Below are 26,412 nucleotides of genomic sequence, written 5' to 3'. Positions count from 1 at the left end.
GACATCACCTACAGCTACACCGAAGGCAACGCGGCGCAATCGCACAGCGCGACGAACGACAACATCATCGATCAGTTCGCGGTGGTGGTGACAGACGTTGCCGGCGAGAGCAGCAACGACACCTTGGATATCCAGATCACGGATACCGTGCCGGTGGCGGTTGCCGATACGCGCACGGTGAACGAAGACGACACCGGCATCACGGGTAACGTGATCAGCGGTGTGAACGCGAACGCCGATACCGTGGCCGCCGATGGTGGCACGGTGACGGGCGTGCAAGCGGGCGTTGCCAGCACGGCGATTACAGGCGGTGCGAACACCGCGATTACCGGTACCTACGGCGACCTGACGATCAACAGCGACGGCAGCTACAGCTACGTGACGAACGCGGCGGCGCAGGCGCTGAACGCGGGCGAAAGCGAAACCGACACGTTCAGCTACACGTTGAGCGACAGCGATGGGGACAGCAGCACGGTTACCGTGACCTTCACCGTTGAAGGCAGCGATGATACTCCTCAAGTTTCTGCCGGACAGGTTCAAACTAACGAAGATACCGTTTATATCTTCGATTTGTCTGACTTCCCTTACACAGATCCAAATGGTGACGCAATTGCCAGTGTCACTATTGAATCCGTGCCCGGTAGTGGGACTCTTGAATGGTTTGACGGATTAAATTGGACTACGGTCTCTGAGAGCCAAGTCATTTCAGCATCCGATATACAAGCGGGTGGGTTGCGTTACGTGCCAGAGGTAAATGCGCCTCAGGGTAGCGATGATGGCAGCGATAGCGGCAACTTCACATTCAGTGTCTCCGATGGCGTGGAAGATAGCGGGACTGCCACAATGACGGTCTCTGTTGTGGCTGTTGCTGACACTCCAGAGCTGACGTTGGGTGATATCACCACCGATGTCTCCAATGATTCAAACTTTACCCTGCCCTCGGGCAATGGTTTGGTTATTGACCGTTTTACCAATGTTCCCACGGTCAGCCCATCCAGTGCGGCAGATGCCGATGTACTGGAAGGCGCATTGTCTGGTTTGACGCCTAACTCTCAGCAAGTGATCAATCAGTTGGGCGATGGCAATACCAGCGCCGATGCTGAGTTTATTCCGCTTGACGGCGCTGTACGCGTTACCGGATTGATATACCTTGAACCAGGTGATTATTCGGTCTCCGGGTATCAAGATGACACTTTGCATATTGAGATTGGCGGTAACGTGTTGCGCTCGGAAGGGCATGATACGTGGGGGGCTTATAACAGCAGTACCTTGACGGTTACCGAGTCTGGGTATTATACCTTTGAGCTTTACGCCTATAACGGAGCCAGTACGACAGAAGGGTGGATCAGTGCTCTCATATCCGCCAATGGCGGCTCTGCACAAACCCTTGATAACTATACGCTCTTCACCGATATCCAGGCCGTCGCCGATGCGGGAGGCCAGTACTCGGCTTACAGCGATAACGGCGGCGATGGCGGTTATTACCCAGTCCGTTTGAATGAAGGACTGGAAGATACGCCTATCCAGCTACAAGATATTGCAGCTTCGTTGACCGACACGGATGGCTCGGAAACCTTGGCGCTCCTTATCTCTGAGCTGCCAGAGGGGTCAGTTCTTTCAGACGGCAGTAACAGCTTTACGGCAACCTCGGTGATCTCTGAGGTGGATGTCACTGGTTGGAACTTGGCAACGCTGACGATTACACCGCCGGCGGATTTCACTGGGTCGTTTGACCTTTCGGTAACGGCCACCGCGACTGAGGCTTCTAATGGTAGCTTTGCTGAGGTAACAGAGAGCTTTACCGTGGTTGTGCTTCCCGCCCCTGAGGCTGTGGTGCCAGATGCGGTGAACGATAGCTTTGAAGTCGTCGAGGACGGTGTCCTGGCTGCTAATGTCAGCCAAAACGACACTGCAAGTGCCGATGCACCCAATGTTTATTCTGTTGCCCCTGGGGATGGACCGGCCAATGGTTCGCTGTCGATGAATCCTGATGGTAGCTTTATCTATACGCCAAATCCGGATTTTAACGGCTCGGACACTTTCACCTATACCGTCACGGATGGTAACGGAGACACGGATACGGCAATTGTCTCGATTGATGTGACACCGGAGAATGATACTCCGGAAGCGTCGGTTGACTCTGGTTACACCATCGTTGAAGGCGGGACATTGAATTTGACCGCGAGCGTTCTTGATAACGACAGTGATGTCGATGGTGACGCCCTTTCTGTTCATTCGGTAAGAACAAACACCGGCTCGACACCTGGCTTGCTTGCTGGTACGAGTGTTGTGATTGCTACTGCGCTCGGTGGTACGGTGGAGGTTTTCGCCGACGGCACCTTCAACTACACGGCTCCGGTTCTCGACCATTCCATTGAAGATCCGCGACAGGATACTTTCGAGTATCGTGCAACAGATGGCAGTGATGAGTCGTCTTGGACGACGGTAACGATTGATGTCTCTGATACCGCCCCAGTGGCGCAAGACGACTCGGTTGAGGTGGATTACGCAGGCCAAGTATCCGGTAACGTAATCACTGATCTGGCTGGCGCTGATACCTTGAGTGCCGACCCGCTATTGGCGCACCAAGTGATAGAGGTTACCGTCGGTGGCGTTACTTACGACGCTGCCGATAGAAATGCTAGCGGTGAGTGGGTAATTAACGCCGATTATGGACAGTTTACGGTCCGTCAAAACGGTGATTACACCTATCAGTCAACCCAGGATCTCTCTGTGGTCACAGTCGGAGGATCCTCCAGCTCTGGCTGGGCGGGTGTGAATCTCTATGGTATTGACCGGGGAGACGCATTTAGAAATGGCAGTGGGGCGCTGATCTCCACGAATTTTGACGCTAACTCAGTGACCTTTATTGCAGATGGAATTGGTGTGGATGGCTCTTCCAATGCGTCCTGGGACAATGCCTATGTTAACAACCAAGGCGGAAGCAGTGAGGCTCTGGTTGTTGATTTAACTGAGAGCGCTCTCAGTGCAACCGTTATTGTCAACAGTATTCAGTGGGGCGAGTACGGCACTTGGTTTGCTTTTGATGCTGATAATAACCTTGTCGGCAGCGATACTTTCGGTAATGTAGGTGGTACCCCTCTCGCTGTTGAAATTGCACCAGGCGATGACTTCCAATACTTGGTGTTTACTTCCAACACCGATTGGGCCTCAGGTTTCTCGCTCGGCTCCGTAAGCTATCAGCCGGCTTTGGTGGAAGGCTTGGTCGATAATCTGGAGTATACGCTCGAAGATGCTGATGGAAGTACCTCATCGGCAACGCTTACCGTGAGCCACGATTCAGAGGTTAGCGATGGCGATGAGTCGATTACCATCAACGAGAACAGCAATATCGGCGCTGGCCAGTTTAATTTGCTGGATAACGCGGTTATTGAAAATCTCGCTGATGTGACGTCGGTAAACTCTGGCAGTATTCAGATCCGCCAGGGCGGTGCGAATATCACCAATGAATTCACCATAGACGCGATACCAGGCGGCTCTGGTGTGGCAGAGTTTCTGATTGCCCATGAAGATGGCTATCGAGTCGGGCGTTTGGTTGTAGATGATGACGGTGAGGTGACCTTCACTAACACCAGCGAGCATGTGTTTGACTTTTTGGCGCAAGGCGAATCGGCCGAGCTGACTTTTGACTACACGGTCAATATTGCCGGCACCACTTTGAACTCAACCGCCACAATCAACGTGACGGGCGTCAATGATGCCCCCGTAGCGGTTGATGACAGTGGTTTGGTTGAAGGAGCTTTCTCTTCGCAGTTCTGGTTGTATGAAGAAACCGCTGGGAGGCCCAACCTGGAAACCATTGCACAGGTGTTTAATTACGCCAATAACAATGCTCCGGATGCTATTTTTACCACCACCGGTCTGGACTATGGCGTAGCGGGTGGCGACTTGGGCGGTAATGGCAATTTGGCAAGCTGGATAGGCTCGGATGCGGCATCACTCGAATGGCAAACACCATCGGGGACGCAGGAGCGCTCCGCACAAGACTCGATCGTCCGGTTTAATGGTGTGTTCAATGTAGCCAACTCAGGTAACCATACCTTCACCATTCAGCACGATGACGGTTTTATCGTGCTTGTCGATGGCGAGGCTGTGGTATTGGCCGACTTTATTACACCGCCGACCACTACAACCGCAACTGTCAATCTCAGTGCAGGCACTCACAACGTCGAGATCTATTACTGGGATCAGGGTGGAGATTATGTGTTTGATGCGCAGCTGCTAGACGGTTCTGGCAACAATATCTGGGTGCCGGGTAATATGGCTTATAACTCCGGAGGTATTGCCGCGACTGAGAATACCGACGTCACCATTGACGTTTTGGCGAATGATTGGGATGTTGATGGCTCTGATAACTTCTCGATCCAGTCGGTGGGTTCTGCGTCCAATGGTTCAGTGGTGATCAATCCCAATGGCACCTTAACCTATACCCCGAATGCAAACTTTGTCGGTCAGGATAGCTTCCAGTACACCATCGTTGATAATCATGGTGCGACTTCGTCGGCTACGGTGACCATTGATGTGCAGGAGCTCGATGTCTTGCCGGTGCTGGATCTGGATGCGAATGACAGTACGGCGACGGGCAATGACTTTGCGACCAGTGTTCTGGCCGGTGAATCTGTCGCGCTTGTCGATAGTGATTTGTTGTTGAGCAATGAATCTAACTTACTCGGTGCGACCTTCACCCTGACCAATCCAGCGGATGGTGATTCGCTGTCGGTTGACGGTGTATTACCTACCGGCATTACGGCCACCTATTTTGCCGCCGACGGCGAACTGGTCCTCTCAGGCACAGCCAGTGTGGCTGATTATCAGGCAGCCTTGGCACAGGTACGCTATAACGCTGGCGATGGTACTGACAGCTCAGATCGTGTTATTACGGTTGTGGTCGATGACGCGACAGGTTCCAGTGGTACGGCTACAGCCACGGTCAGTTATGGCCCGATCGCCAGCCCCATGATGGCATCGTTCAGCAATCAGGTAGAGGGAACTGCTGGGGATGACTTGCTGGAAGCCACTTCAGATATGGATACTTTGAGTGGCTTGGCCGGCGCGGATACCTTCGCCTGGTCTCTGGGCGATCAGGGCAGCGCTGGTGCACCGGCGGAAGATGTGATTCTGGATTTCAATGCCTCTGAGGGTGACCGTCTGGATCTGAGCGACCTGCTGCAAGGTGAGGAAGCGGGTGATTTGACCGAGTATCTGCACTTTGAACAATCAGGCAGTGATACCATTGTCCATATCAGCAGCTCGGGTGGCTATTCAAGCGGTTACAATGCCTCGCAGACCGATCAGACCATCACTCTGGAAGGGGTGAGTTTGAGTGGTTCTGACTCGGATATCATCACTCAGCTGCTGAACAACGGTCAGTTGAGCGTGGATCAGTAAACACTGAGCCGGCGCAGGGGACGGGTTATGTATGTAAAGCGAGATCAGGCAGGGCGGATTAGCGCTGTCAGCAAGCAAGCCTTGGAGGGATTCGAGGCTATTGTGGCTGATTCGCCCGAGCTGGTGGCTTTTCTGATGCAGTTGCGCCCAGAGGTGGAGCAGTCCCTCGCCGAGTCTGATTTGCAGATGGCCCGCGTGTTGGAAGATGTGGTGGGGCTTCTGATCGATAAATCGATCATCCGCTTTACCGATCTACCCGATGCGGCGCAGGATAAGCTGCTGCAGCGTCGGGAGATGCGCGGCAGCTTTCAGGCGGTGTCCTTGCTTGGCGATGACGATGAGCTAAATCTCTAGGCCACTTGGCCCGGCAGGTTATTCAATGCCGGGTCCGGTGTAGCCGTCCACATTCAGTGCATCCAGTGCTTGTCTTTCTGGCTCGTTCAGCACGCCCTCGGCAATCATAACAATGCCCAGCGAGTGGCCAATAGCACAAAGGCTTTGGATGAAAGAGTGATTGGCGGTGTTTTTGTCGGCCTGGCGAATAATCGCGCTGTCGATTTTCAGGTAATCCAGGCCTATGCCTTCCAGCTCACGAATCTGAGTGAACTCCAGGCCAACATGCTCAAGCCCGACTTTACAGCCTAGCTCGCGCAGCTGCGTGCTGAACTGTTTGAGTTGTGGCATTTGCCTGACGGCGCAGGTTTCCGGAAACTCCAGCCACAATCGGGCCGCTTCGACCGGGTGGTATTTGAGTAAATCCAGCACGCGGGTACGAAATTCCAGGTCGCACAGGGCACTTTCAGAGATGTTCACGGCGCTGTCGCGTTCGTGTTCGCGGATATCGTTAATGGCAAAGCGCACCACTTGCCAGTCGATTTCGGCGAGTACGCCGAGGCGCCTGGCCCAGCCGACGAAAAATCCGGCGTTTTGCCAGATACCATCGATAAACAGCCGCACTGGACGTTCCCAGTGGATCAGGCTGCCCGAGCCTGCACGCACGGCGTAGCAGCCCAAGTCCACGCCCGAGTCGGCCAGTGACTGGGTAATGCTGATGCGCCAGTCGTTGAGATTGCGTTGAGCGCCGCCCGGGCGATCGACGTTGTGCACCATGATTCCGCGGTTGCCGCGCTGCTCCGATCGCGCCAGCAGCCCATCCAGGCGCGACAGCAATTGACCACGGCTTTCCCCGGGCTGTAGGTCGGTGGCCGCCATGGGCAGACCAATCTGCAGCGGATCGGCTACCAATGAGCTCAGTTGCTGTTCAAGGTGCTCTCTGAGCAATTGCGAGCCCTCATTCAGGGTCTGCTCACCGAAGGAGACCAGTGCAAAGTCGGTACCGTTCAGGCGTCCGGAAAACTCCTCTGGACGGGAAAGGTGGCTGCGCAGAGCATGGGCGATACCCAACAAAAGTTCATCGACCTTGTCGCGCCCGAACCGCTGGTTGAGCTCGACCAGATTGAGCACACGAACCAGGTAGACAGCCACTTCTTGTTCACTGTCTTCGCGAGTGATCACGCTGTCGAGCAAATTGAGAAAGTGCTCGCGGTTGGAAAGGCCTGTCAGGTCATCCTGCTGCGAGGCTGTGCGAAGCTTTTCGAGTTTTTGAGTTTCTTTTTCCAGCATGCTTTTCACACTGGCCGATAGCGTATTCATGGCCCGCACCAGTTTGCGAAATTCCCGGGTGCGGGGTTCTTTGGAGGTAACAAAGTGCCGCTGTCCAATGGACTCGGCCTGACGTACTACATGCCCCAGTGGGCGGGTAATCATTTTTAAGATGATCGTGCCCACCAGACCGCTTAAGAGCGCGGCAAGCAGCAGCCACTGCAGCAATCGCTTGGTACTCGCCCAAAGCTCTTCTTTCGCGTAACGGGAGTGACTGAGCACTTCCAGTGAGCCATATTGTTGCCAGCCGTCTTGAATTTGTGCGATGCCCGGCTGTGTATCAATGCTTAAGAACCGGTCAAACCACTCGGGTATGCGCTTTTCGTCACGGCTATGGTACTGGCGCTCGGCGATTACCTCGCCCTGTGGGTCCAGCAGGCGGATACGTTGGTAGTGGCCGCTGTCGAACTGCGCGGCCAGTAGCAGTTCGAGGGTCACCGGATCTTTCTCCATTTGTGTCATCGACAACGCCAGTGAGGTGGCATTGTCGATGTTTTTTAAATGCAGTTGCTGCTCCAGGTATTGGCGGGCCGCCAGCGTACTGATAAAAAAGCTGCCGCCCAGCGCCAGCATCAGAATCAGGCAGATGCCAATCCAGAGCTGTTTAATCAATGACATGGGCAGTGGTCTCCGTTGGAGTGGTAATGGTCAAGTATTGCATCAGTGAAAGCCCTCTTCACGCATTCGTTGCAGCAGATCCCGCCAGCGCGACAACCGGGCTGTGGGGTCGGAGGAGGACTTTTGTCCCCCAAGCCAAAGTCCCTGGCTGTTGAAGCTGAAAACCGGTGTCAGATCCGTGCGTTTATTTGCCGGCAGTATGTCGGGGTTGAGATTATCGAGAATCAGCGGTACGGCATCGGGCTCGGTGAAATAGCCCAGCACCATATGGGCCTGGACGCTGCCCTCGGTTTTGGCTCTGACGTAAATCAAGCGCAGCTTGTCAGCGGGTATACCCAGCTCCAGCAAGGAAATGTACTTGGCAATGCTGAAATCTTCGCAGTCGCCACCGCGCACACCCATGGTTTGCAGGGGGGTTGCCCAGTAGTCTTTTTCCCGCCAGAGTAATTGATCTTCTGTGAAAGTGATATGGCGGTTAAAGAAACCGTTGATGTGTTCCAGCTGTTGAATTGGCGGTTGGTCTCGCTGCTCACCCAGCAAGGTCAGCCAAGCGTTGAGAAACGCGCTGCCCTCATCACCGTAGCGCTGCTGCATGGTTTGGCTCAAGCGGTCTTGTTGGAGGGCGAGGCTGGTGAGGGCAAGTCCCAAGGTGAGTATCAGTACTGAGCCCCACAGGGGTTTGATCCAAGGGCCGGCGGCTGCCTTGCGTTCAGCGCGGGAGCAGTGATTGTCAGCGTGCCTTGGTCTCAAGCGGGCAGTTCCAGTGGGTCAACTTACCCGGGAGTATAGCAGGGTGAACTCCGTAGGTTGTTCGCCATGTCCTTAGTTACTCAGTGCAGAGTGCGTCTGGCTTTTGCCGCGGGGGGGGAGGTGTGTTCTGTGCGGTTCAGGGGCGCGGGCTCAGCGGGGGCGGCCTGCTGCAATTGCTGCAGCTGACGTTTTAGGCGCGAGACGACCCGGCCCATAATCTCGGTGGTTTGCTCCAGTTGATCCAGAGTAAACAGCATTTCCTCCGGGTCGGGTTTATTCGCCGAACCACTCATACACTCCCCCTGTGTTATGCAGGGCCCGCGAGCGGGCCCGGTATATGGATTAATCCCAGCTCAGAGCGCCGCCTGTCTGATACTCGATAACCCGGGTTTCAAAGAAGTTTTTCTCTTTGCGCAAATCCATGATCTCGCTCATCCACGGGAAAGGGTTTTGCGCACCTGGGTATTGCTCTTTAAGGCCCAGCTGCGCCAGGCGGCGGTTGGCAATAAAGTGCAGGTACTCTTCCATCATGGCAGCGTTCATGCCCAAGATGCCGCGGGGCATAGAATCGCGGGCGTAGGCGATTTCCAGCTCGGCGCCTTCGATCACCATTTGCGTCACTTCTTTTTGGAAGTCAGCGGACCAGAGGTGTGGGTTTTCCAACTTGATCTGGTTGATCACGTCGATGCCAAAGTTCAGGTGCATGGACTCATCGCGCAAGATGTACTGGAACTGCTCGGCCACACCGGTCATTTTGTTGCGCCGGCCCATGGACAGAATCTGGCTGAAGCCGCAATAGAAGAAAATACCTTCGGTCACGACATAAAAGGCCACTAGGTTGCGCAGTAACTCCTGATCGGTTTCCGGTGTGCCGGTGTTAAAGGTTGGGTCGCCCAACGCCTGAGTGTGCTTGAGGCTCCAGGCTGCCTTGGCCGCTACCGAGGGCAGCTCGCGGTACATGTTGAAAACCTCACCCTCGTCCATGCCCAACGATTCAATGCAGTACTGGTAGGCGTGGGTGTGGATGGCCTCTTCAAACGCCTGGCGCAGAATGTACTGACGGCATTCAGGGTTGGTAACCAGACGATACAGGGCCAGCACCAGATTGTTAGCCACCAGAGAGTCGGCCGTAGAAAAGTAACCCAGAGAGCGCATCACCACGCGGCGCTCGTCTTCGGTTAGACCCTCGGCGCTTTTCCATAGTGCGATGTCCGCGGTCATGTTGACCTCTTGCGGCATCCAGTGGTTGGCGCAGCCGTCCAGATACTTCTGCCAGGCCCAGTCGTACTTAAAGGGGACCAGCTGGTTGAGGTCGGCGCGGCAGTTGATCATGCGCTTGTCGTCCACCTCGACGCGGGCGGCGCCCATTTCCAGCTCTTCCAAGCCGGGGGCAACGTCCAGGTGCTCCAGCGATTCGCGCGCGGCCTTCACGGCGGCGGTGGGTTCACCGGCTGTCGCAGTGGCTTCTGGTTGCGCGGCCTGGGGCGGAGGTGTCGGCGCGGCTTTTTGCGGTTTAATCGCTTCTTCTTTGTTAAATTCGTCCCAACTCAGCATTGTGACAGTATCCTTTTTGCGTGTGTGCATGTCCCGCCCGGAGCACCGGGCGGCTGGTAAGTTACTGGCAGGCCTCGCAGTCCGGGTCGTCCAGCGAGCAGGCCTGGGGCACGGGTGCGGCACTGGCACCGGCCGCTGGCTCTTTGGCCGGCGCGGCGGCCGCAGGGCCTGAGGCGCCACCCCCGGCCGAGACCGCGTTGAGCGAGCCCGTGCTGATGGTGGACTTTTCCGTTGTGGTCGCGGCTAGGGCGCGCAGGTAATAGGTGGTTTTGAGACCCTGATACCAGGCCATGCGGTAGGTCACGTCCAGCTTTTTGCCGTTGGCGCCGGCGATGTACAGGTTCAGGCTCTGCGCCTGATCAATCCACTTTTGCCGGCGGCTGGCCGCCTCAACGATCCAGCGCGGCTCGACTTCAAAGGCTGTGGCATAGAGCTCTTTGATGTGCGCCGGGATGCGATCAATTTTCTGCAGCGACCCCTCGTAGTATTTCAGGTCGTTGACCATCACGCTGTCCCACAGGCCGAGTGCCTTGAGGTCGCGAACCAGTGACGGGTTGACCACGGTAAATTCACCGGACAGATTGGATTTAACGTAGAGGTTCTGGTAAGTCGGTTCGATCGACTGGCTGACACCGGTGATGTTGGCAATGGTGGCCGTCGGGGCGATCGCCATAACGTTGGAGTTGCGCATGCCCTGAGTTTTGACCTTCTCGCGCAGGGTTTCCCAATCCAAACGCTGGGTGCGATCCACTTGAATAAAGTCGGCACCGCGCTCTTCGGTCAGAATATCCAGCGAGTCGATAGGCAGTTGGCCTTTACTCCACAATGAGCCATCGAAGGTGGTGTAACGGCCGCGCTCGGCCGCGAGGTTGGACGACTCTTCAATGGCGTGGTAGCTGATGGCTTCCATCGAGGTATCGGCGAACTCCACCGCTTCGGGCGAGCCGTAGGCAATGTGCTGGGCGTAGAGTGCGTCCTGAAAGCCCATAATGCCCAGGCCAATCGGCCGGTGGCGCAGGTTGGAGGTACGCGCGGTATCCACCGAGTAGTAGTTAATGTCGATCACATTATCCAGCATGCGAATCGCGGTTTTCACCGTTTGCGCCAGCTTCGCGCGATCCAGTTGACCGTCGACGATGTGACGCGCCAAGTTGATTGAGCCGAGGTTACACACCGCGATCTCTTCGTTGGCCTTGGTGTTCAGGGTGATTTCTGTACACAGGTTAGACGAGTGCACCACGCCCACGTGCTGTTGCGGGCTTCTCAGGTTGCAACTGTCTTTAAAGGTGATCCAGGGGTGGCCGGTTTCAAACAGCATGCCCAGCATCTTGCGCCACAGATCCACCGCGCGCAGCTTTTTGTGCAGCTTGAGTTTGCCCTGAGCGGCCAGCTGCTCATAGTGGGTGTAGCGCTCTTCAAACGCTTTGCCGTACAGATCGTGCAGATCCGGTGCGTCGGCGGGGGAGAACAGCGTCCACTCTTTGTCTTCAAACACACGCTTCATAAACAGATCGGGGACCCAGTTAGCGGTGTTCATGTCGTGGGTGCGGCGGCGATCATCACCGGTGTTTTTGCGCAGTTCCAAAAACTCCTCAATGTCCAGGTGCCAGGTTTCCAGATAGGCACAGACGGCGCCTTTGCGCTTGCCGCCCTGGTTGACAGCCACGGCCGTATCGTTGGCTACCTTCAGGAAGGGCACCACGCCCTGGGAGCGACCATTGGTTCCTTTGATGTAAGAGCCCAGCGAGCGTACCGGCGTCCAGTCGTTCCCCAGGCCGCCAGCGAATTTCGAGAGCATGGCGTTGTCCTGCATGGCGCCGTAAATACCGTGCAGGTTGTCGGGCACGGTGGTCAGGTAGCAGGAGGACAGCTGGGGGCGCAGGGTGCCCGCGTTAAACAGCGTCGGGGTAGAGCTCATGTAGTCAAACGAGCTGAGCAGGCGGTAGAACTCAATGGCGCGCTCCTCGCGGTTGTCTTCTTCCACCGCAAGGCCCATGGCCACACGCATAAAGAACACCTGCGGCAGCTCGATGCGCACATCGTTGCTGTGAATAAAATAGCGGTCGTAGAGGGTTTGCAGGCCCAGATAGGTAAACTGCAGGTCGCGTTCGGCCAACAGTGCCTGGCCCAGTTTTTCCAGATCAAAGTTCAATAGCTCGGGTGAGAGCAGTTCCAGCTCGACGCCTTTGCGGATGTATACCGGCAGGGCGCGGGCGTAATAGGTTTCCATTTCGGTTTGGGTGGCGGCATCGGCGATGCCGAGAAAGCCCAGGGCTTCAGCGCGCAGCTTGTCCAGCAGCAGTCGCGCGGTGGCGTAGCTGTAATTGGGCTCTTTTTCCACCAGAGTACGGGCGGTAATCACCAGTGACGTGTTGACGTCCTGCAGTGACACGCCGTCGTAGAGGTTGCGCATGGCCTCGTCGAGGATGGCTTTTTCGTTGACGTCTTCAAGCCCGGCGCAGGCCTCGCTGACGATGGTGCGCACTCGCGCCATGTCCAGCGGTGCGGTGCTGCCGTCCTCGAGGGTGATTTGCAGGGTTGGGTAGTCCGGGTCTTCTTTCACCGGCGCTGCGGCCGCGGGCTGTTTTTGCGCCCGCATGCGCGCGTGCTCTTCGCGGTAGAGTACGTAGTCGCGCGCAATTTTCTGCTCGCCGGAGCGCATCAGAACCAATTCAACCTGATCCTGGATGTCTTCAATGTGCACGGTGCCGCCGGAGGGCATGCGGCGTTTGAAGGTGGCGGTGATCTGCTTGGTGAGGTTGTCCACCGTTTCGTGAACCCGGCTGGAGGCCGCGGCGGTGCCGCCTTCGACCGCGAGAAACGCCTTGGTCATGGCCACGGCGATCTTGCTCGCATCAAAGGGAACCACGGTGCCGTTGCGCTTGATCACACGCAGTTGCCCTGGGGCTGTCGCTTCCAGGTCGTGGTTGTGCTCGTGGGTGTCGCCACCGTGTGCCCGGGCGGGGCGGGGCTGGTCTGTCTCTGTGTACATTAAGTTCTCCGCGAAGGTTCCCTATCGATGAAATGGCGAGCGGCAACCGCCAGGGTTGAGCCCGAAATACGTTTCAGTTTGTCGTCTATTCCAGTGGTCAGTGCCGGGAGAAAGCCCGGTAACCAGTGTTTTTCGTTAGATAAAGGTAGGGGCGATGCCCGTCGGGCGGAGGCCCGAAAGGTCGATTGCATCCGGGCGTGACCATACGCTCCCCCACCTCCGGATCGAGCCCGCGAGGCGCCAAACCGGTCAGTAAATGCTTACTTTGAAGTGCCTTTTCGCCCATTGAGTGCGAGCCGGTGGCTCTCGTCTGTGTGTGATTTCTCTATGGCTTCTCAGGCGACTGAAACCCCATATATGGGTGTTTTTGTAAAGTGGGGTACAAGATAATGCGGTTTTAGAGTGAATGCAAGTGAAGAAAAATGCCGCAAAGCTGTGGATAAGATGTGGGTAGATCCCGATGTTAGTGTTTACCAACTTCGTAAAGCCTGACGCCTGCCGAACTTATCGGCAGGGAATGGCAATAGCATGGCGATAGAATAATTTTTTATGACGATAAGGGTGGTTTATTAGGGTTTTTAACTTGACCTGAGCTGGGTCTCAAAAACGCGCCACCGCATAGAGCGTCGGGCCTTGAAACAGGCTCTCAAAGGAGCTGGTCAGGCGTTCCCCGGTTTTGGTCACACGATAATCGATGTAGCGATAACCAGCGCCGAGCCCAAAGTGAGGGGTCAGCGCGTAATCAATATCAAGCTCCAGTGCCGTTAACTCGCCATCGTAGTCATCATAGTTGAGCGAGAGCCAGCCCAGGGTGGAGGAGACTTCGAGCTTCTCGCTCAGCTTCCACTGGCCAAACAACACCAGGTTGGGCAAGGGAGCGGTGACATCACTGGATTCGGAGCCCAGCGACTCCGTCAGGTTATTGGCCGTCAGAGCCACATCCATATCCAGGCCGAAATCCACCACATGAATGCCGAGGCCTGCATCTATCTTAACCCGGGGAGACTGATAGAGCTCGTAGCCGAGATTAACAATGTACAAGTCGGCGTTAAAGTGGGAGTCGACGTTTAAGGTGCCCTCTACCGACTCTATATCACTGGGAACATCGATATCGCCAAACTCGAAGTAGAAATTGCGATCGATATCCCCTTTACTGTCAAACTGTGAAACGTTGCCCCACAGCTGCCAGCGCTCGTTGAACTGCCATTTGGCGCTTGCCCAGACATTGGTTTGCGAGTCATCGTGTCCGAGGCTCTGCAAGCTCAGATCCGTGCCAGTGCCCTGGTCGCGGCTCGCCGAGACAGTGGCCTCGGTGGTCTGCGCAAATGCCCCGAGCTTTATTTGCACGCTCGGATCTTTGGCCTGCACCGTCATGGCCAGCAAACTTATTGCTACTGCAGCGGCGGCGCTTATAGAGCCTCGAATCATGTCAGTCATAGCGGGTCAGTCCTTTTCCGGTGCCGGGTCTTTATTGTAGGGCAGTTGGGCAAAAAACTCTGTGAGTTTTCGTCGCCCGGGCTCGCGAGATAAAACGGCAGTGGTAAGATGTGCGCTCGCGCAGTTTCCCCGGCATGGTTGTCTATGATTCTCCTTTCTCTGCTCCCCATTCTCGCACCGGTGTTTATCGCCACTGCGATTGGTGTGATTTGGGCCCGCCGGGGAGCGGATTACCCGTCGGATTTTGTCGGTCGGCTGGTCATGACCGTGGGCACGCCTTGTCTTATCCTGGCTTCGCTGAACAACACCGAGGTGGCGCTGGCCAGCATTGGCCGGGTCGCTCTGGCGGCGGCATTGGTGATGGGCCTACTGGGCCTTTTGATGGCCCTGGTTCTGCGCCTGCTTGGCAAGTCGATAGCCACTTACTTGCCGCCGGTGATCTTGCCCAACAACGGCAATATGGGACTGCCGGTCTGCCTGTTCGCTTTTGGCGAGGAGGGCCTGGCCCTGGCACTCGGGTACTTCCTGGTGATGATGCTGTGCACTTTTACCCTGGGGATCGCGATTGTGGCCGGCGGCGCCGGTGGGCCTAGGACGTTGCTGTCTGTGCTCAAGCAGCCGGTGCTCTGGGCCATGGCCTTTGGGCTGGCTCTGCTCTTTGGCGACTGGCCGCTGCCTGAGTGGGCCGCGAATACGGTAGAGCTTCTAGGCGGCTTTGCCATACCCTTGATGATGATTACTCTCGGGGTGTCACTGGGGCGGCTCAAAGTCAAACGCTGGCGCAGCAGTGTCGTATTCAGTGCGGTGCGCATTGGTGGTGGCCTGGCGGTGGCCTGGTGTGTTTGCTCGTTGCTCGGGCTCGAGGGTCGAGAGCGCGGCGTGGTGCTACTGCAGTCCGCCATGCCTGTGGCGGTGTTTAGCTATTTACTGGCCCTTCGTTATGAGCGCGACCCGCAGGAGGTGGCGGCTATCGTGGTCGTCTCCACGGCAATGGCCTTTGTCTGTCTGCCGATGATTTTATGGTGGGTGTTGTAGTAGACGCAGAGTGTTGCGAGGCGGGTGCGCTTGCTATAGGCTTTGCGCGGCAAGAGATAACGGAGACCGAGATGGCCAGTGTGCGTGAAATTATTCTGACGTTTAGTTGCCAGGACAGCTTGGGGCTGGTGGCTCGGGTGGCGGGCGTGTTTGCCGAGCGCGGCTTTAATATTACCGAGTCCTCCCAGTTTGAAGATACGGATAAAAAGCGCTTTTTTATGCGTACGGTCTTTGATTGTCCGGTCGGTGTGACCATGGCCGATATCGAGGCGCTCTTTCAACCGGTGGCCGACGACTACCAGATGGACTGGCAAATCAGCGATACCGCCTGCAAGCCCAAAGTGCTGATTGCCGTATCCCAGTGGGGGCACTGCCTGAGCAACCTGCTCAACAGCTGGAAAGTCGGCTCTCTGCCGATTGATATTGTTGGTGTTGTGTCCAATCACGAAGTCATGCGCCCCCTGACAGACTGGTACGAGTTGCCATTTCATTATTTACCGGTGACCCCGGACACCAAAGCCGAGCAGGAGGCCGCCATATGGCGCTTGATTGAGCGCAGTGGCGCCGATTGTTTGGTGCTTGCTCGCTATATGCAGATTCTCTCGGACGAACTTTGTCGCAAGCTTGAGGGGAGGGCCATCAACATTCACCACTCGTTTTTACCGGGTTTTAAGGGCGCCAAACCCTATCACCAGGCCTATGAGCGCGGAGTGAAGCTTATCGGCGCCACGGCCCACTATGTGACGGCCGACCTGGACGAAGGCCCTATTATTGAGCAGGCGGTGGAGCGGGTATCCCATGTGAACTCCCCGGAACAGATGGCGGAAATCGGCCGGGACATTGAAGCGGTCGTACTGAATCGGGCGCTGCGCTGGCACGCGGAGCACCGTGTCCTGCTAAACGGCTCGAAAACCGTCGTCTTCTCCCGCTAAAGACCATCTCCTCTGTTGCGCCCTTGTGGGGCGCTTCGGGGTGCACGCTTCGCCAATTGGCACCATTTTGGTGCTCTCCCGGTTCCCCTGCCTTGCTTGAGCGCTGGCGGTTTGCGGTCTTATACGCCACAGAACGGTTGGCGCACTTTCTGCTATCTCCCTGTGACAAGAGTGTAAAACTCATACAACAATGCCCCGCCCATAGAGGGTACACAGAGACAATGCCATGAACTTACAAAGCGAAAAAATGCAGCTGTCTGGCGCCGAGCGGCGCTGGCTGGACTGGTTGGGTGTCAATGGAAAACTCAACATGAGTTGGTCTTGCTGGCTCAATCGTGGGCGCTACGCGCTAATGGAACAGGCTTTTGAGAGCATTGCCAACACGCGTATCCGTCTCATGCATCAATGGGTGGAATCGCAGTGGCGACATTTAGAAAGTGTGGCCGCCCGGCTGGAGCAGGACGATGTCTCGGCCGAGACCTTACTGCCTCGTCAACACCAGCGCATGAAAGACTGCTCCGAGCTGTTTTTGATCGACGCCACCGGCTGCGTAATCGAGTCCACCTACAGCAGCCACAAAGGCGCTCGGGACCTGAACACCAAGGCCGTTGCCGGCGGCCTGGCCGAACCCTTTCTTCACGGCCCCTATGTCGATACGCTGACACAACGCATTGGCCCTTCCAGCTCAAAGTTTCACGACGCTGTGACACTGATGTTTTACCTGCCGGTGACCCTCGCCGATGGAGCGCCCGGCAGTCTGTGCGCGCGTTACCCCAATGATGTGCTCAGTGATTTAATTCAGCGTGAGGCCGGGCATATTTTTACCGAATCCGGAGACAACTACCTGTTTATGGTGGAGTCGCGCTTTGATCCGGGTATTGCTCCGGGCACGGCCCTGTCGCGCTCGCGCTTTGAAGACAGCACCTTCTCCCACGGGGAAAACCTCAAGGCCGGTATTCATACCAATTACGGCGTGGTACGGGTGCGCGAGCACACAGAGTTTGAAATTCGTTTTACCGACCCGGCCACCGGGCAATTGCACCCGGGGGTCAGAGAGACCATTCGCAACGGCAGCAACCTGTTTGTGACCTATCCCGGCTACTCCGACTATCGCCACATTCCGGTGATTGGCAAAGGGGTGACATTCAGCCTGAAAGGTTCGCCGGATCGCTGGGGTATGATGTGCGAAGGCGATCTGGAAGAGGTTTACCGCTTTCGCTCTGTGACCTTTTCCATGATGCAGCTGTACGTCTTGTCGGTGCTCATCGCCTTTGGCGCCAACGCCCTTTTGCACGCCTATGCCGATTTGCCACTGTGGAGCGTCAACCTGGCGACAGCGGCTCTGCTGTGTGCCAGCGGACTCTTTTTTCGCCACCGGGGCCCGAGGCGTTTGGCGCGGCGCATTGGCAAAATGACAGAGATGATTCACGCCATTGCCGAGGGCGGCGGCAACCTCCGCCAGAGGTTGGATACCCGGCGCCTAGCCGCCGATGAAACGGGTGATCTCGGGCGCTGGACCAACAGTTTTATCGACAATCTCGACAACATCGTCGGTGAAGTGATTGGTGCGGCGCAAGACGTTAAGTCAAACAGCGATCAAATGCAGACGCGCAACGAACAGGCGCGGGAAACCTCGCAAACCGTCTCCCAGTCCATTGAACAAATGCTGCAGTTGGTGGAAGACCAGATTGGTGAAATCAGCAATGCCAGTGAAACCGCCGATCGTATGAAGCAAACCATGGATCGCGTGGTGGCCGAGGCTCGCGAGCAGTTAACCGCTGTGCAAACGGGGACGCAATCCATTCGCGATGTGGTGGAAAACTCAGCGAAAACCATTCAGAGCCTGAACACGCAAACGGCTGAAATTGCGAGTATGGTCACCATGATCGGCGGTATTACCGAGCAGACGAACCTGCTTGCTCTCAATGCGGCCATTGAAGCGGCTCGGGCCGGCGAGCACGGCCGTGGCTTTTCTGTGGTCGCCGATGAGGTGCGCTCTCTGGCCGCACGCACTGCAAAAGTGGCCGATGAAATCGGCGAAAAAATCCTCTCGATTCAATCCGAATCGCAGCAGGCGGCGAGCTATATGGAAACCAGCGTGGAAGAGGTGGATCGCGGGCTGCGTCTGGCCGAGGCGTCGTCATCGGACAACAGCGAGCTGCACGAGATCGTTGCGAGTATGTTTGACGCCATTCAGCACATTGAGCGCAGCAGCCGGCAAAGCGGTGAGCGGGTGAAAGAGGTGGCCAGCTCCAGCGGCGCCATGTCCCAGGTCTACCGGGTGCTAAGGGGCAGCTCCGACCGGCTGCAAAACACTGCCGTGACGCTGCACCAGTTGGTGGATTCCTTTCAGGTGAGCGTGCGCTAGAGCCAACCTTTTTGCCGCGCGATCCGCGCGGCATCGACCCGGTTGGCGGCGCCGAGCTTGCTGATGGCTTCGGATAAGTAATTGCGGATGGTGCCTTCTGACAGGCACAGTCGCTGCGCGATTTGCGCGCTGCTTAATCCCTCGTGCGCCAGACGCAGGGCACGGCGCTCTTTATCGCTGAGCGGGTCCTGATCGCCGAGCGCCTGCAGCGCGAGGTCATTGTCGATGACCCGCTCGCCCCGGTGCACCCGGTAAATGACATCCACCAACTGATCGGAGGGGGCGTCCTTTAGCAGAAAACCACCCACGTCCAGCGCCAGAGCGCGCCGAATAAATCCGGCGCGGTTAAACGTTGTGATGATCACACTGGCCAGAGGGTTGTTGTGCTCGCGCAGCCAGGCAATCAGTTCCAGCCCGCTGACACCGGGCATCTCAATATCGGTCAGCAGTATGTCAAAGGTTTGCTCGCGCAGCAGGGCTTGTGCCTGGCCCCCATCGCTCACGGCGGTAACGCGAAATTCCGGCTCCAGCTCGAGCAGCTTTGCCAGGGCGCAGCGCAACATGGTCTGATCTTCGGCGAGTAGAATCTTCACTGGGGACTTCCTGCAACCTTCGGGGTGATCGGCAGGCGGATGTGAGCGCCAAAGCCTCTGTCGATGCTCAGGTTGAACTGTCCGCCGAGCACTTGCAATCTCTCGCGAATGCCGCGCAAGCCGTTACCCTCGGTAAACTTGCGAACGACACCGTCGTCCTTAAGATGGACGTGGTACGCATCCGCCTCTTGTGTCAGTGTCAGCCGGCAGTGCTTGGCATTGCTGTGGCGCAGCAAGTTGGTGGTGAGCTCTTTCAATACCAGCGCCAGGGCCGTGTCCGCCTCGGGTGCGAGACTGGGGACTTCTCCTTCGCGACTAAACGCAATGCCCTGTTCGCTCATGCGCAGCGACAAATTTTCCAGTTCTGCGGCCAGGGTGGTGCGATGCACGCCGCTGATGGTTTCGCGCACTTGGCGCAAGCCGTCGCGGGTAATCGCTTGCAGTTGGGTCAACTCGTTGTCGGCCTGGTCGGTCTGCTCCCTTTGCAGGAGTTTTTGTGCCAGCTCGGCCTTTAAGGCAATCGTCGACAAAGTGTGGCCAATCACGTCGTGCAGATCACGGGCAATGCGCTCGCGCTCCAGCGACTGCGCCAGCGCCCGGATCTCCTCCAGAGACTGTTGTTCGCGCTGGGCACTTCGCGCCCGCAGCCGCTCGACCACACCAATCATACCAATGGTGGGCGCGCCAATCATGATATACAGGCTGTAGAACAAAAACGGGTAGCCGATCATTTCACCGAGCCAGTAGGTGCCGGCAATGATCAAGGCGACGGCGCCAATAAAGTAGCCAAGTGGCAGGATCACGCCCAGGAAAAAGCCCGTGTACATAAAAAAGTTGGAGGCCCCGGGGGTGACCAGAGAGCTGAGCGTGGCGACGATCAGCAAGGTGATCACAACAAACGGCCAGAGCTTTTGCGGCAAGAATCGGATGCTGATATAGCAGGCAACAAACGCTGCGTAGCCTGTTAAAGCGAACGCCAGCTTCCAGCCGGTCAGGGGCAGGGCGAAAACCGGAATAAAGTAATAGGCGCTGAACAATAACCACAAATAGTAGAGCCGGTCATTGCCGAAATACTGCGGGCCATTTTCCGTTGAGCGCTTGCGTGCCTCAGGAGCGAACTGGTCGGTGTTGGATAGCGTCATCAGTGGCCTCACTGCAGGGTAAACAGGTAGCCGGCAAACGCCAGCATCAACCAGTTGGCGCTCAGCGCGATTTTAGCCGATTGCCCCAGCCACGGGGAAATATCACAGAGCAAGGTATAAGTGCAGGCAGCGGTGGTCAGTAAAGACTCGAGCAAGGCAATCATCACAATAAGCTCCCGGGTTGTGGGTCAGGGAGCTTATTGTGAGAGGGTTGCTGCGCTTACACCATTGAGCAATGTCACCGATTGAGGGTGACATTTGTCATCCCTTAGCTCTGGATCTGTTGGGGGTAGCGAATGGATTCCACCAGCTCCTGCACTTCGGCCGGGGCCGGCTTGGTGAAACGCCACACCGTCACGGCCACCAATACATTGATGACCATACCCAGTGCGCCTATCCCCTCGGGAGAAATACCCAACAGCCAATACTCCCGCGTGTTCGGGAGAATAGGCTCGATAAAAATGCCCTTGAAGGTCACGATATAGCCGGCGGTAAACAGCAGCCCGGTAATCATGCCGGTAATGGCCCCCTCGCGGTTCATGGATTTAAAGAATATGCCCATGATGATCGCTGGGAAAAAGCTGGATGCGGCCAAGCCAAAGGCAAAGGCCACCACCTCGGCGACAAAGCCCGGTGGATTGATCCCCAGATAACCGGCCACGCTTACCGCCACCGCAGCGGCAATCCGGGCAAAGAGCAGCTCTTGCTTTTCGGTGATATTGGGCATCAAGTTGCGTTTGAGCAAGTCGTGGGAGATGGACGTGGAAATCACCAGCAACAACCCCGCCGCCGTGGACAGGGCAGCAGCCAGGCCACCGGCGGCAATCAGGGCAATGACCCAGCCCGGCAGGCGGGCGATTTCCGGTGTGGCCAACACCATGATGTCGCGGTCAATGGTCATTTCGTTGCGCTCGTCGCCACTGTAGAACAGGCGTCCGTCGTTGTTTTTGTCTTCCCAGCTGACCAGGCCGGTGGTTTCCCAGCTCTCAATCCACGCCGGTGCCTGCGCCTGCGGCACGCCCTGGGCTTCGGGGCCATTGATGGTGTCGATCATATTCACCCGCGCAAAAACGGCCACGGCGGGTGCGGTGGTGTAGAGTGCGGCAATAAAGATCAGCGCCCAGCCGGCACTGCGGCGGGCATCGCGCACCTTGGGCACGGTAAAAAAGCGCACAATGACGTGGGGCAAACCCGCGGTGCCCACCATCAGGGCGGCGGTAATGCAAAAAACGTCAATTGTGGATTTCTTGCCCTCGGTGTAGGCGTTAAAACCCAGTGACTCGCTCAACCCGTCCAGGCGGTCCAGCAAAAATTGCCCCGAGCCGTCGGCGAGCGTGCTGCCCATACCAATTTGTGGAATGGGTGAGCCGGTCATCATCATACTGAGAAAAAAGGCCGGTACCATAAAGGCAAAAATCAGTACACAGTACTGGGCGACCTGAGTGTAGGTAATGCCCTTCATGCCGCCGAGCACCGCGTAGAAAAATACAATGCCCATGCCGATAAAAATGCCGAGGGTAATGTCCACCTCTAAGAAGCGGGAAAACACCACACCCACGCCGCGCATCTGCCCAGCGACATAGGTAAAGGACACGAAAATAGCGCAGATTACCGCCACAGTGCGCGCGGTTTGCGAGTAGTAGCGGTCACCGATAAAGTCCGGCACGGTGAATTTGCCGAACTTGCGCAAATAGGGTGCGAGACACAGCGCCAGCAGCACATAGCCGCCGGTCCAACCCATTAGGTAGACACTGCCGTCGTAACCCATAAACGAAATCAGGCCGGCCATGGAGATAAAAGAGGCTGCGCTCATCCAGTCGGCGGCGGTGGCCATACCGTTGGCCAGGGGGGGGACATGACCGCCGGCGACGTAAAACTCACTGGTGCTGGCCGCGCGCGCCCAAATGGCAATGCCGATGTAGAGGGCAAAGGTCAGGCCGACAATGATAAATGTCAGGATTTGTACATCCATGGCTCAGCGCTCCTCGACATCGAATTTGCGGTCCAGCTGATTCATTTTGCGTACGTAGACGAAAATCAGCACCACAAAGGTGTAGATGGAGCCCTGTTGGGCAAACCAGAAACCGAGCTTGAAGCCACCCAGGCGGATAGCGTTCAGTTCATCGACGAATAAAATGCCGGCGCCGTAGGAGACGGCAAACCAGATGCTTAGAAGAACAAACAAACAGCGAAGGTTCGCTCGCCAATAGGCACGCGCGGCGTCTTGCGATGCAAAACTCATAGGACACTCCCGGGTTATTGTTATGTGGGCCCGGCGATTGTAGCGCAATGCGCTGCGCCGGGCTAATTCACCAAAAAAGTATTGATGGACAGGCGCGCGCGGCGCGGATCGGTGGAAAAATCAAAGGACTCGTCGATCAGACCAGAGTGCAGGCTGGTGCAGCGGTACACTAGCAGGCGGTTGTAGCGGGCGGGAAAGGCCGCAATTTGCTCAAACAGCGGCGTGTCACCGCGAATATAGTCTGCCGCGGGCAGGCCGCTCGCCTGAATGTGCTGTTCCACCGATTGCGCGTAGCGCGGAAACCTGCCGTCGTCGATGGCCTCATAGCCGGTGTGGCGATGGCGGTAAAACGCTGTGCCGCCATAGCGCTGTGACGACTGGTTGCACAAAAAGTAGATGCTGGCCAGCTCACGGCGGTTACGCGAGTCAAAGTGCGGCAGGCGCTGCAGGGGTGAGAGGGTGTGCGGCGCCTGGGTTACCAGAGAGAAACTCGATTCCACCCGGGTGATATCCCCCGCGCGCGTACCGAAATGGCGCGCCAACAAGGGCGGCAGCATGGCCTCCATGGCATCGGTGTAGGCTCTCGGTGCCTCGGCCCTGAGCCCAGGGTAGAGCTTTTGCTCTGGGGCGAAGTCAAGCTCACAGGCGCGTTCGATCAGCGCTTCGGGCGCGGTTAAGAAATCGTCGATGATCAGCACTGGCTGCTGTTCTTTACCAATGTGGACACATTGAATCTGCGCTTTGGGATTAGCGCTCGGTGGCATTTGCGTCATGGCTGTTAGTATTTTGTCATTGTTGTGAGGTAGGATTTCATAGCTGTGAGCAAGCGTTTCACTATACGTTCCCAAACCCAGCCGAGCAATCTACCCCCGGAGTGATCATGAGAGTTGTCCTTGCCTGTTACCTGATGTTGTGCGCGCTGCATGTGACCGCGCAAAACAAGCCCACCAGTATTATCTATGTGATTGGCGATGGTATGGGCATGGAGTACCTGACAGCTTATCGTCATTTTCAGGACGACCCAACGACTGCGGCACTGGAAAGCACCTGGTTTGATCGGTATCTGGTGGGTACGGCGAGCACACACCCTGACGATGTGACCCAGGTGACAGACTCCGCAGCCAGTGCCACCGCGCTGGCCGCGGGGATCAAAACCTACAACGGCGCCATCGGGGTGGACAGTCAGGGCAGGGAGGTGGAGACACTGCTCGAGCGAGCTAAAAAACGCGGCTATCAAACCGCTATGGTGGCCACTAGCCAGATCAACCACGCTACACCGGCCAGCTTTGCCGCCCACATCGACAGCCGGCAAAAGTACGATGAGATTGCCGATCAGTATCTGGAGCGGCGCTATCAGGGCAAGCCCTGGGTGGATATCCTGCTGGGCGGTGGTAAGCAGTATTTCGAGCGCGACGATCGCCACCTGGTGGACGAATTTAAAGCGCTCGGTTATCAATACGCGGGGGACTTTGCCGGCCTGGACACGTTAACGCGAGCACCAGCGCTGGCGCTGCTGGCCGATCGCGGCCTGCCTTTCGCCATCGACGAGCCCCCGGCGGACCGGTTGCGCGTGCTGACTCGCAAGGCGCTCGAGCTATTGGAGGCGGACAAACCCTTTTTCTTGCTGGTGGAGGCCAGCCAGATAGACTGGTGTGGTCACGCCAATGACATTGCCTGTGCCATGCGGGAAATGGCCGACGCCGAGGTAGCCCTGCAGGCAATAGAAGACTATGTCGGCCAACATCCGCAGACCCTGGTGGTGGTCACGGCCGATCACAGCACCGGGGGCCTGACCATGGGCGCCGAGGGCGAATACGTTTGGCGTGCCGAAGTTGTCCGCGGTATTAAAGCCTCGGCGAACACCCTGGCGGCCGCTCTGGTGGCGCAAAAGCCGTGGTACGCCACCTGGCAGTCGATCACGGGTATTGAGCTGACCAATGAGACCAAAGAGCGTTTTTCCCGTCGCCTGGATGAAGTGCACAGTGCCGAGACTGAGGCTGTGAAAAATACCGCCATTACCGCCTTGCGCGCTCAGGTCTTAGCGCAGATTGACAGGGCCAGCGCGACCGGCTGGACCACCTCGGGTCACACTGGCGGGGATGTAGCCGTTATGGCGCTCGGAGCGGGCGCGCAGGCTTTTGCCGGGCAGCAGGACAATACCGAGCTGGCGCGCAAACTGTTTGCGGTCATTGGTGAGTGATTTAAGCCGCTCCGGGCTTTAGCCGCCTTCTGTCTTCTTTGCTGTGACGGGTGGGGTGTGCCTTACCCATTCGGCCAGGGTCATTTCGCCCATGGCCTTGTCCATGGCGCCTTCAAGTTCACCCATCAAATGGTTGATGGCCTGATGGCCCTGCAGCGATGAGGGTAGGGCGGTTTCCTCCTGACGAACGATGTGCACCAGCTCTTTCACCGTGATGTGATCGAGCGAGCGCGCCGGCACCAGTTCGTTGGCGTCGGGCCCGCTCAGTGCAACCAGCTTGTACTTGAGCAGTTTGTTGATCAGCCGCTGGACAATCTCCGGCCCTACCGACAACGTGGACTCCAGTTTGGCGATGGAAACACCGCCGCCGCTCTGATCAAACTGACTGGCAACCCGGTGCATAAGGGCGAGGCCACTCATCTCGTCGATTCTGGCTGCCGGCGGATTGACCCGCGAGCGGGTAATTTGCTGCGCGTGCTGCGAATAAAAAGCCACTGAGGCGCCGATCAGCAAAATCAGCCAGGCTAAATAGAGCCAGATCAGCAGTAAGATCCCCACCGCGAACCCGGAGTAGATGGCCGTGTAGTTGGTGGAGTTGGAGACAAAGAGGGTAAAACCAAAGATCGATGTCTGCCAGATAAAGCCGGCCACCAGACCGCCGAGAAACGCGTGACGCAGCTTCACCCGGGTGTTGGGTATAAACGTATACAAAAAGGTAAACAGGCCAATGATGATCAGGTAGGGCGTGAGTCGGCTGAGAAAGTTGTACAGCCACCCGAGCGGGGCGAAGGTGATGGCCTGTTGTACGGCATCGCTGTTGATCAGCGCCGCCGTGGCGCCCATCGCGGAAAACACCAGCAGCGGCCCGATCATGATAATGCTCAGATAACTGCTAAAACGCTGTGCCAGCGAGCGGCTCTCACTGACCCGCCAGATCTCGTTAAACGAGCGCTCGATTTTCTGAATCAGCGAAATCACCGTATAGATCAATAGCCCGAGCCCCACCGAGCCGAGCACGCCGACCTTAATGTTGTCGACAAAGCTCAGGATATTCTCTACCACGATGGGGCCGCGCTCACCGAGCGGCGCGGCCAGAACGTTCTGTAGTACAGGTTCGAGCTGATTGTGGACGCCAAAGCCTTTGAGAACCGAAAAGCTCAGGGCGAGAAAGGGCACCAGCGAGAGTAAGGTAGTGTAGACGAGACTCATGGCGTGCAGGGTAATATAGCCGCGAAAAACATCGCGCATCACCGCCACCAGCACCCGCGAGAGGTGCCAAAAGCGCTGGTGCAGAGGGGAGCGGTGGGCCGTCTCTACCTGCCAGAGCCAGCGATCAAGCTGGCGCAGCGCGCTTTCTATGCGAGCGCCTGGCGCGAATCTTTGGCCTTGCTCATTGCCCATGGAGACATCCTCGTCGGTGGTGTGTCCCGAGCATAGCGAAGCCCCGCCAGCGATGGCAAGCCGCCTTTGGTAAAAAT

19 protein-coding genes are annotated in these 26,412 nt (G+C 57.0%); 6 read left to right on the top strand and 13 right to left on the bottom strand.

Features of this window, described 5'->3' with window-relative positions; translation table 11 throughout:
* Window positions 1-5,409, top strand: a 5,409-nt coding sequence (locus QWI16_RS07440) for a cadherin-like domain-containing protein (RefSeq protein WP_302712160.1), incomplete at its 5' end; no start/stop codon positions are given.
* A gap of 27 nt (window positions 5,410-5,436) precedes the next feature.
* Window positions 5,437-5,763, top strand: a complete 327-nt coding sequence (locus QWI16_RS07435; protein WP_302712159.1) for a hypothetical protein — start codon at window positions 5,437-5,439, stop codon at window positions 5,761-5,763.
* An 18-nt stretch (window positions 5,764-5,781) separates the two neighbouring features.
* Here QWI16_RS07435 and QWI16_RS07430 read toward each other — a convergent pair whose 3' ends face one another.
* From QWI16_RS07430 to QWI16_RS07405, 6 genes are all read right to left on the bottom strand, one after another.
* The gene (locus tag QWI16_RS07430) at window positions 5,782-7,689 is read right to left on the bottom strand and encodes a bifunctional diguanylate cyclase/phosphodiesterase (protein WP_302712158.1); all 1,908 of its coding nucleotides are present in this window, start codon (window positions 7,687-7,689) and stop codon (window positions 5,782-5,784) included.
* A gap of 42 nt (window positions 7,690-7,731) precedes the next feature.
* The gene (locus tag QWI16_RS07425) at window positions 7,732-8,439 is read right to left on the bottom strand and encodes a transglutaminase-like cysteine peptidase (RefSeq protein ID WP_302712157.1); all 708 of its coding nucleotides are present in this window, start codon (window positions 8,437-8,439) and stop codon (window positions 7,732-7,734) included.
* An 80-nt stretch (window positions 8,440-8,519) separates the two neighbouring features.
* Window positions 8,520-8,732, bottom strand: a complete 213-nt coding sequence (locus QWI16_RS07420) for a hypothetical protein (RefSeq protein ID WP_302712155.1) — start codon at window positions 8,730-8,732, stop codon at window positions 8,520-8,522.
* Between the two features lie 49 nt (window positions 8,733-8,781).
* Window positions 8,782-9,993, bottom strand: coding sequence for a ribonucleotide-diphosphate reductase subunit beta (locus tag QWI16_RS07415; protein ID WP_302712154.1), 1,212 nt, complete (start codon window positions 9,991-9,993; stop codon window positions 8,782-8,784).
* A 61-nt stretch (window positions 9,994-10,054) separates the two neighbouring features.
* Entirely contained in the window at window positions 10,055-12,985 is a 2,931-nt protein-coding gene (locus tag QWI16_RS07410; protein WP_302712153.1) for a ribonucleoside-diphosphate reductase subunit alpha, read from the bottom strand.
* A 600-nt stretch (window positions 12,986-13,585) separates the two neighbouring features.
* The gene (locus QWI16_RS07405; RefSeq protein WP_302712152.1) at window positions 13,586-14,422 is read right to left on the bottom strand and encodes an outer membrane beta-barrel protein; all 837 of its coding nucleotides are present in this window, start codon (window positions 14,420-14,422) and stop codon (window positions 13,586-13,588) included.
* Window positions 14,423-14,566: 144 nt separating this feature from the next.
* Here QWI16_RS07405 and QWI16_RS07400 point away from each other — a divergent pair, with 144 nt between their 5' ends.
* The 3 genes from QWI16_RS07400 to QWI16_RS07390 all read left to right on the top strand — a co-directional run bounded on the left by QWI16_RS07400 (window position 14,567) and on the right by QWI16_RS07390 (window position 18,757).
* Window positions 14,567-15,457 (top strand): AEC family transporter, encoded by an 891-nt coding sequence (locus QWI16_RS07400; protein WP_302712151.1) that lies wholly within the window; start codon window positions 14,567-14,569, stop codon window positions 15,455-15,457.
* Between the two features lie 71 nt (window positions 15,458-15,528).
* The gene (gene purU / locus QWI16_RS07395; protein ID WP_302712150.1) at window positions 15,529-16,389 is read left to right on the top strand and encodes a formyltetrahydrofolate deformylase; all 861 of its coding nucleotides are present in this window, start codon (window positions 15,529-15,531) and stop codon (window positions 16,387-16,389) included.
* Between the two features lie 226 nt (window positions 16,390-16,615).
* Entirely contained in the window at window positions 16,616-18,757 is a 2,142-nt protein-coding gene (locus tag QWI16_RS07390; RefSeq protein ID WP_302712149.1) for a methyl-accepting chemotaxis protein, read from the top strand.
* On the opposite strand, the gene QWI16_RS07385 is transcribed toward QWI16_RS07390, so the two are convergent.
* The 6 genes from QWI16_RS07385 to QWI16_RS07360 form a co-directional block, all read right to left on the bottom strand.
* Window positions 18,754-19,350 carry a response regulator transcription factor gene (locus tag QWI16_RS07385; protein ID WP_302712148.1) on the bottom strand — a complete coding sequence of 199 codons (597 nt, stop codon included), beginning with the start codon at window positions 19,348-19,350 and terminating at the stop codon, window positions 18,754-18,756. The two genes, QWI16_RS07390 and QWI16_RS07385, sit on opposite strands and share 4 nt — an antisense overlap.
* A complete protein-coding gene (locus QWI16_RS07380; RefSeq protein ID WP_302712146.1) occupies window positions 19,347-20,492 on the bottom strand; it encodes a sensor histidine kinase in 1,146 nt (381 codons plus the stop codon). The genes QWI16_RS07385 and QWI16_RS07380 overlap by 4 nt, the downstream gene beginning before the upstream one ends.
* Window positions 20,493-20,500: 8 nt before the next feature.
* Window positions 20,501-20,659 carry a hypothetical protein gene (locus QWI16_RS07375; RefSeq protein ID WP_302712145.1) on the bottom strand — a complete coding sequence of 53 codons (159 nt, stop codon included), beginning with the start codon at window positions 20,657-20,659 and terminating at the stop codon, window positions 20,501-20,503.
* Between the two features lie 101 nt (window positions 20,660-20,760).
* Window positions 20,761-22,464: a sodium:solute symporter family protein gene (locus tag QWI16_RS07370; RefSeq protein WP_302712144.1), complete on the bottom strand. Its 1,704-nt coding sequence runs from the start codon at window positions 22,462-22,464 to the stop codon at window positions 20,761-20,763.
* 3 nt (window positions 22,465-22,467) lie between these two features.
* Complete coding sequence (locus QWI16_RS07365; RefSeq protein WP_302712143.1) at window positions 22,468-22,734, bottom strand: DUF4212 domain-containing protein; 267 nt, start codon at window positions 22,732-22,734, stop codon at window positions 22,468-22,470.
* A 62-nt stretch (window positions 22,735-22,796) separates the two neighbouring features.
* Window positions 22,797-23,507 carry a DUF6445 family protein gene (locus QWI16_RS07360; RefSeq protein ID WP_302712142.1) on the bottom strand — a complete coding sequence of 237 codons (711 nt, stop codon included), beginning with the start codon at window positions 23,505-23,507 and terminating at the stop codon, window positions 22,797-22,799.
* A gap of 107 nt (window positions 23,508-23,614) precedes the next feature.
* Here QWI16_RS07360 and QWI16_RS07355 point away from each other — a divergent pair, with 107 nt between their 5' ends.
* Window positions 23,615-24,934, top strand: a complete 1,320-nt coding sequence (locus QWI16_RS07355) for an alkaline phosphatase (RefSeq protein ID WP_302712141.1) — start codon at window positions 23,615-23,617, stop codon at window positions 24,932-24,934.
* 18 nt (window positions 24,935-24,952) lie between these two features.
* Here the strand turns inward: QWI16_RS07355 and QWI16_RS07350 are convergent, their stop codons facing one another.
* The gene (locus QWI16_RS07350) at window positions 24,953-26,335 is read right to left on the bottom strand and encodes a YihY/virulence factor BrkB family protein (RefSeq protein WP_302712140.1); all 1,383 of its coding nucleotides are present in this window, start codon (window positions 26,333-26,335) and stop codon (window positions 24,953-24,955) included.
* Window positions 26,336-26,412 lie beyond the last annotated feature (77 nt).

This window comes from Gilvimarinus algae, from assembly GCF_030518215.1.
Lineage (GTDB): Bacteria > Pseudomonadota > Gammaproteobacteria > Pseudomonadales > Cellvibrionaceae > Gilvimarinus > Gilvimarinus algae.
The sequence above is the reverse complement of the archived record's forward strand: the minus strand, read 5'-3'. Positions and strand labels throughout refer to the sequence as shown.

What these genes read in the sequence shown, in the direction of transcription:
- QWI16_RS07400 (WP_302712151.1), top strand. Translation starts at nt 14,567, where the DNA reads ATGATTCTCCTTTCTCTGCTCCCCATTCTCGCACCGGTGTTTATCGCC.
- QWI16_RS07355 (WP_302712141.1), top strand. Translation starts at nt 23,615, where the DNA reads ATGAGAGTTGTCCTTGCCTGTTACCTGATGTTGTGCGCGCTGCATGTG.
- QWI16_RS07420 (WP_302712155.1), bottom strand. Translation starts at nt 8,732, where the DNA reads ATGAGTGGTTCGGCGAATAAACCCGACCCGGAGGAAATGCTGTTTACT.
- QWI16_RS07350 (WP_302712140.1), bottom strand. Translation starts at nt 26,335, where the DNA reads ATGGGCAATGAGCAAGGCCAAAGATTCGCGCCAGGCGCTCGCATAGAA.
- QWI16_RS07430 (WP_302712158.1), bottom strand. Translation starts at nt 7,689, where the DNA reads ATGTCATTGATTAAACAGCTCTGGATTGGCATCTGCCTGATTCTGATG.
- QWI16_RS07380 (WP_302712146.1), bottom strand. Translation starts at nt 20,492, where the DNA reads ATGACGCTATCCAACACCGACCAGTTCGCTCCTGAGGCACGCAAGCGC.
- QWI16_RS07365 (WP_302712143.1), bottom strand. Translation starts at nt 22,734, where the DNA reads ATGAGTTTTGCATCGCAAGACGCCGCGCGTGCCTATTGGCGAGCGAAC.
- QWI16_RS07370 (WP_302712144.1), bottom strand. Translation starts at nt 22,464, where the DNA reads ATGGATGTACAAATCCTGACATTTATCATTGTCGGCCTGACCTTTGCC.
- purU (WP_302712150.1), top strand. Translation starts at nt 15,529, where the DNA reads ATGGCCAGTGTGCGTGAAATTATTCTGACGTTTAGTTGCCAGGACAGC.
- QWI16_RS07360 (WP_302712142.1), bottom strand. Translation starts at nt 23,507, where the DNA reads ATGACGCAAATGCCACCGAGCGCTAATCCCAAAGCGCAGATTCAATGT.
- QWI16_RS07435 (WP_302712159.1), top strand. Translation starts at nt 5,437, where the DNA reads ATGTATGTAAAGCGAGATCAGGCAGGGCGGATTAGCGCTGTCAGCAAG.
- QWI16_RS07415 (WP_302712154.1), bottom strand. Translation starts at nt 9,993, where the DNA reads ATGCTGAGTTGGGACGAATTTAACAAAGAAGAAGCGATTAAACCGCAA.
- QWI16_RS07405 (WP_302712152.1), bottom strand. Translation starts at nt 14,422, where the DNA reads ATGACTGACATGATTCGAGGCTCTATAAGCGCCGCCGCTGCAGTAGCA.
- QWI16_RS07390 (WP_302712149.1), top strand. Translation starts at nt 16,616, where the DNA reads ATGAACTTACAAAGCGAAAAAATGCAGCTGTCTGGCGCCGAGCGGCGC.
- QWI16_RS07410 (WP_302712153.1), bottom strand. Translation starts at nt 12,985, where the DNA reads ATGTACACAGAGACAGACCAGCCCCGCCCCGCCCGGGCACACGGTGGC.